Origin of the sequence: Streptomyces sp. NPDC057638, assembly GCF_042800315.1 — a bacterium.
In the GTDB taxonomy this organism is placed as follows: Bacteria; Actinomycetota; Actinomycetes; order Streptomycetales; family Streptomycetaceae; genus Streptomyces.
The window spans coordinates 1-5,274 of the sequence record NZ_JBHVHF010000426.1 but is presented as its reverse complement, the minus strand read 5'-3'; the positions used below and the strand labels follow the sequence as shown (position 1 = coordinate 5,274).

The 5,274-nt window shown below is 72.8% G+C and carries 6 protein-coding genes; 4 read left to right on the top strand and 2 right to left on the bottom strand.

The window, feature by feature from the left end; all coding sequences use genetic code 11:
- Positions 1-53 precede the first annotated feature (53 nt).
- Positions 54-1,289, bottom strand: coding sequence for a S8 family peptidase (locus tag ACFVIM_RS32485; protein ID WP_384309166.1), 1,236 nt, complete (start codon positions 1,287-1,289; stop codon positions 54-56).
- A gap of 608 nt (positions 1,290-1,897) precedes the next feature.
- Between ACFVIM_RS32485 and ACFVIM_RS32480 the strand changes: the two genes are divergently transcribed.
- Positions 1,898-2,473, top strand: coding sequence for a hypothetical protein (locus tag ACFVIM_RS32480; RefSeq protein ID WP_384309163.1), 576 nt, complete (start codon positions 1,898-1,900; stop codon positions 2,471-2,473).
- Positions 2,474-2,934: 461 nt separating this feature from the next.
- Positions 2,935-3,375, top strand: coding sequence for a nuclear transport factor 2 family protein (locus tag ACFVIM_RS32475; protein WP_384309161.1), 441 nt, complete (start codon positions 2,935-2,937; stop codon positions 3,373-3,375).
- A gap of 70 nt (positions 3,376-3,445) precedes the next feature.
- Here ACFVIM_RS32475 and ACFVIM_RS32470 read toward each other — a convergent pair whose 3' ends face one another.
- Positions 3,446-4,294, bottom strand: coding sequence for a LysR substrate-binding domain-containing protein (locus ACFVIM_RS32470; protein ID WP_384309159.1), 849 nt, complete (start codon positions 4,292-4,294; stop codon positions 3,446-3,448).
- A 58-nt stretch (positions 4,295-4,352) separates the two neighbouring features.
- Between ACFVIM_RS32470 and ACFVIM_RS32465 the strand changes: the two genes are divergently transcribed.
- On the top strand, positions 4,353-4,739 hold the full coding sequence (locus ACFVIM_RS32465; RefSeq protein ID WP_384309157.1) for a DUF5997 family protein: 387 nt from the start codon (positions 4,353-4,355) through the stop codon (positions 4,737-4,739).
- A 220-nt stretch (positions 4,740-4,959) separates the two neighbouring features.
- Positions 4,960-5,115 carry a DUF6131 family protein gene (locus ACFVIM_RS32460; RefSeq protein WP_384309154.1) on the top strand — a complete coding sequence of 52 codons (156 nt, stop codon included), beginning with the start codon at positions 4,960-4,962 and terminating at the stop codon, positions 5,113-5,115.
- Positions 5,116-5,274: the final 159 nt, after the last annotated feature.

The following is a 5,274-nucleotide window of genomic DNA, read 5'->3' as shown; positions in this document are numbered from 1 at the left end:
GCTCGGGACCGTACCGGTGCGGATGCCGGTACGGTCCCGAGCCGCGTGGGGCGTCAGCCGATGACGCGCAGCAGGCGGTTCGGGGAACCCGGGCCGGGGTTGGTCACCACGTTGGGCGTGGCGGCGGCCACGAGCGCGGCGGAGACCTGGGCGGGCGTGGCGTTGGGGTTGCCGCTCAGGTAGATCGCGGCGGCACCCGCCACGTGGGGCGACGCCATCGAGGTGCCGGAGATGGTGGCGGTCGCCGTGTCACTGGTGTTCCACGCGGAGGTGATGGAGCTGCCGGGGGCGAACAGGTCCAGGATGCGACCGTAGTTGGAGAAGCCGGAGCGCGCGTCGGTGATGGTCGTGGAACCGACGGTCAGGGCCTCGCCCACCCGGGCCGGGGAGAAGTTGGCCGCGTCGGCGTTGCTGTTGCCCGCCGCGACGGCGACGGTGACACCGGAGGCGATGACCCGGCGTACGGCGGCGTCAATGGTGGCGTTGGCGCCACCGCCGAGGCTCAGGTTGGCGACGGCGGGCTTGACCGCGTTGCGGGCGACCCAGTCCACTCCGCCGACGACCTGGGCGATGGTGCCCGAGCCGCTGTTGTTGAGGACGCGTACGCCGACGATTCTGGCCTTCTTGGCGACGCCGTGGAGGGCGCCCGCGACGGTCCCGGCGACATGGGTGCCGTGGCCGTGGCCGTCCTGGGCGACGTTGTCGTTGTCGACGGCGTCGTAGCCGTCGACCGCCTGGCCGCCGAACTCGCTGTGCGATATGCGCACACCGGTGTCGATGACATAGACGTTGACACCGACGCCCGCCGAATCCGGATAGGTGTACCGGCGATCGAGCGGGAGATACGGCTGGTCGACGCGGTCGAGTCCCCAGGACGGCGGGTTGCTCTGGGTCGCCTGGATGGAGACGGTCTGGTCCTGGGCGACGGAGGCGACGGCGGGATCGGCCGCGAACTCCTTCGCCCGCGCCTCGGTCAGCTCCACGGCGTACCCGTTGAGGGCGGTGGTGTAGGTGCGCTTGATCTTCGCGCCGTACTCCTTCGCGAGCGCCCGGCCCGCGGCGGACGCGGCACGGACCTCACCGTCGCGCAAGGTGACGATGTAGCTGTTCTTGATGGCGCCGGGCTCCCCGGCCTCCAGGATGCGGCCCACGGGCCGCTCGGAGGCGGCGTTCGCCGGAAGCGCGGAGACCAGGCCGAGGGTGAGGGCCGTGACGACGGCGGCGCCGAGGACGGCGTGCCGGGGCACGCGGCGGGCACGGGTGGGCTGGTCTGTCTGGCTCTGGGCCATGTGAGGGTTCCTCCTCGTCGTGGTGCATGGGCGAGCGGGTGCGCGGCCGCCGTCCGGGCGAGCGGAGGTACGGACGTACGGGCACGCAGACCGATCACGTTGACGCGGGCACGCCAACCGGTAGATCAAAGGCTAGGCAGGTCAGGGGAGTTGACGCACGGGTTGTGCACAGTGGCCACAGAGATGACACGTGCACGACATGAAACACCGTCACCAGCCTGGTCAGGACGCGGCGATACCCTCCCCCTCGGCCAGATCCCGGCTCGCCCGTCGCGGCACCGCGCCCGGGCACGCGGGTACCGGCGTCCGCGGGACCCGCCCGGCACCACCGGGATGGACACCGCGCCCGCGCGCGGGTGCCCAGGTCAGCGGAGTCCGCCCCACGGGCGCCGTGGTGCGCGACCGGGTCGGCAGGGCGGCCCGTTCGGGCACGCCACCCACGCGGGTACCGGCGCCCGGCCCCGGCCGGTACCTAGATCACCGGGTGAGTACGCGCGCGGATGCCGCCGCGCCCCCTGGCCCGGAAGGCTGGGCGGTCGCGGCCGGGCTCCCCGGCCGTGATGACGGCCCGATCCTCATCTCGTTCGACTCACCCATGGAGGTATGTCATGCGAACACTGAGAAAGGCTGCGACAGCGCTCGCGCTGGCGGGCACCACCCTCGTCGGATCGGCCGGGGCGGCCTGGGCCTCCTGCGGCCAGGTGGACCGGCCCCACGCCAAGACCGTCTGTTCCACCCCGTGGGGCAGCGGCACCAAGTCGGCCATCCACACCGTGCCCCAGCCGCTCACCAACATCAGGACCGGCCAGCACGGGTGCTTCGACCGCGTGGTCTTCGATGTCCCGGGCTCCGCCGGAACGGCCGGGTACCACGTCGGCTATGTCGACGCGTTCCACCAGGACGGCAGCGGCGACCATATCCCCGTCACCGGGGGCGCCATCCTCCAGATCTTCGTCAACGCCCCCAGCTACGACATCGAGACCGGTGGCGTCATCTACCCGGGCAGGCCCGGTCAGACCCTGCCCGGAGTGAACATCGCCGGGTACCAGACCTTCAAGGACACCAAGTACGGCGCGAGCTTCGAGGGACAGACCCAGGTGGCCGTCGGAGTGCGTGCCCGGCTGCCGTTCCGGGTGCACCGCTCGGGCGACCAAGTGATCGTGGACGTCGCCCACAGCTGGTAGGGAGACCGGCCACCCCGGGCGCGTAACCGGACACACCCCGGGCGGTGACCGGTGGACGCGGGCCCTTCCCCGGCCCGCGTCCCATCCCGCGCACCGCCCGGCCGGGAGTCAGGCTCCCGGCGATACCACCGACGATCCTCCCGGCCAGGCGTCGGGCCCCGGGGCGGGCGCGGACATCAGGCCCTGTCAGCCGTCGCCGCCAGGCCCACGCGGACACGGCCCCCACCGGAGGTCGGCCCAGGGGCGCACGGTCGGACCTCAGGCCCCGCCGGGAGGCCAGGGCCTCGCGCCCGGGGGCACGACGTCCTCCGCCGAGGATCTCGGGAGTGCTCCACCGCGCGTGAGGGCACCCCGCCGCCCGCCCATGACGCCCGGGGTAATCGACTGGTCCACCGCACCCCGGACATGATCGACTCCGACGGGGAGCCACCGGCCCCGCCCACCACGACGAGGAGCGCGCCATGACCGACACCCCCATCGCCACCACCACGGACACCGCCGCCGAGGCCACCCGTTCCGTCGTACGGGAGTTCCTCGCCGCCCGTGTCGCCGGGGACGTCGAGCGGATCACCGCGCTCTTCGCCGACGAGGTCGACTGGCTGCTGGCCGAGAACCCGGGTGTCCCGTGGATCCGTCCCCGTTCCACCGCGGCCGAGTGCGCGGCCCAGTTCACCGAGCTGATGGAACACACCGTGCCCGAGGACGCGCGCGCCTCCGTCGACACCTTCCTGGTCGACGGCGCCGACGCCGTACTGATGGGTCATCTGTCGGGGACCGTCCGCGCCACGGGGAAGTCCTTCGCGGGCCCCTTCGCGCTGCGCCTGACGGTCGAGGACGGCCGGATCACCCGGCACCATCTCTACGAGGACAGCCTGTCCATCGCCGGGGCCTGCGCGCCCTGACCGGGGCGGGCCGGGCGGTGGGACCGTGGAGGGCACACCCCGGGCACCCGGTGTCGGTCCGGGGCTCAGCTCACCGTCCGCGACGGCGGGGCCTGCCCCCGCCCCCGCCGGAGGAACGGCCCGAAGCGCCCCGCGCCCCCTTCGACCCCGCCCCCTTCGACCCCGTGCCCGAGCGGCCCGCGCCGGAGCGCCGCTGACCGGCCTGGGCGCCCTTCGCGGCCGTCCCGCCCTGCTTGGCCTTCCCGGTCCGCGCGGGCTGAGCGGCCGTCTCGTCCCGACCGGCCTCGGCCCGGCGGCCCCGGGAGCTGTTGACCGTGCGTCCGCGCACGATGCCGATGAAGTCCTCCACCAGGTCGGTGGTCGCCTCCTCCGGCCAGGACAGGACCACGGCGGACTGGGGCGCGTCCACGACAGGCCGGTAGGTCAGGTCCCTGCGGTGATGCAGCCGGGCCAGGGACTGCGGGACCACGAGGACTCCCACCCCCGCCGCCACCAGTTCGACGGCGTCCGCCGTCGTCGCCGGGCGCTCGATCGCGGGCCGTCCCGGCAGCGTCTCCCAGCCGAGCACGTCATCGAGGGGGTGCAGCACGATGTCATCCGCGAGATCACCGGTGGAGACCTCCTCGACCGCCGCCACGGCGTGGTCCTTCGGGACGATCACCACCGTGGTCTCGGTGTAGAGCGGGATGGCGCTGAAGACCGTACGGTCCACCGGGAGCCGTACCAGTCCGGCGTCGGCGCCACCGCCGCGCAGCAGCTCGGCCGCGTCCGCGACAGGCGTCTGGAGCAGCTCCAGCGGAACGTCCGGAAGCCGCTCATTCCAGATCCGTACCCACTTCGCGGGGGTCACGCCGGGGACGTACACCAGCCGGAACACGGGGGGCGCGGGGAAGGCGGGGGCTGTCTCCGAGGCTGTCACAAGGCCAGATTACCGTGCGTGGTCAGAGGCCCGGGCCATGCTCGATATCCTTGGCACCATGACGTCGCACCAGAGCACCCAGACCATGAAGCCCGCCACGGCGGCGAAGAAGCTGGGTGTGTACCTCGAAGCCACCCCCGCCGAGTTCCAGGAGGGGGTCGTCTCCCGCGACGAGCTGAACGCGCTCCAGACCGATCCCCCCGCCTGGCTGCGGGACCTGCGCCGCGACGGTCCGCACCCGCGTCCGGTGGTCGCCGCCCGGCTCGGGATCTCCATCTCGGGCCTCGCGCGCGGCGGGATCACCGATCCCCTGACCACCGAGCAGATCGAAGCCCTGCGGCAGGAGTCCCCGGAGTGGCTGGTGCGCGAGCGCGCCACCCAGGCCGAGGTCCGCAAGGAGACCGTGCGGCTGAAGGAGAAGCGGGCGGAGCAGGACAAGAAGTAGGAGCGGGGACGGCTCAGGACGACTCGTCCCGCCGCACCGCGCACGCGTACGCGCCCTCGCCCTCCATGGCGACGGCTGACGGCCCCGGGCCCCTGGCACCGGGGCCGTCGGCTGTCCCGCCGCCCCGGCATGTCCGGTGGGAGGGAACCGTGTAGGAGCAGGCACAGCGGGGAATCAAGACAAAGCGGGGGAAATACCTAACCCTCCCCAGGGAGTGGTCATGATCGTCCTCGGAGTCATCCTCTTGATCGTGGGCCTGATCACCGGCCTGAACATCCTCTGGACCATCGGAATCATCCTCGTGGTGATCGGGCTCGTCCTGTGGCTGCTCGGCGCCGCCGGTCACGCGGTGGGAGGGCGCCGTCACTACTGGTAGCCCGTGACATCCGGGGCCTGTCAGCGCACGGGCTGTCGTCCTCAGGACGGTCGGGTGCGGGGCAGCGATCCGCCGGAGACCGCCCCGTGGGCCGGGGAGAAGGCTGCGGGAACGCCGTCGGAGCACTGAGTTCCGACGCACGGGCCGGAGGCGGAAGCC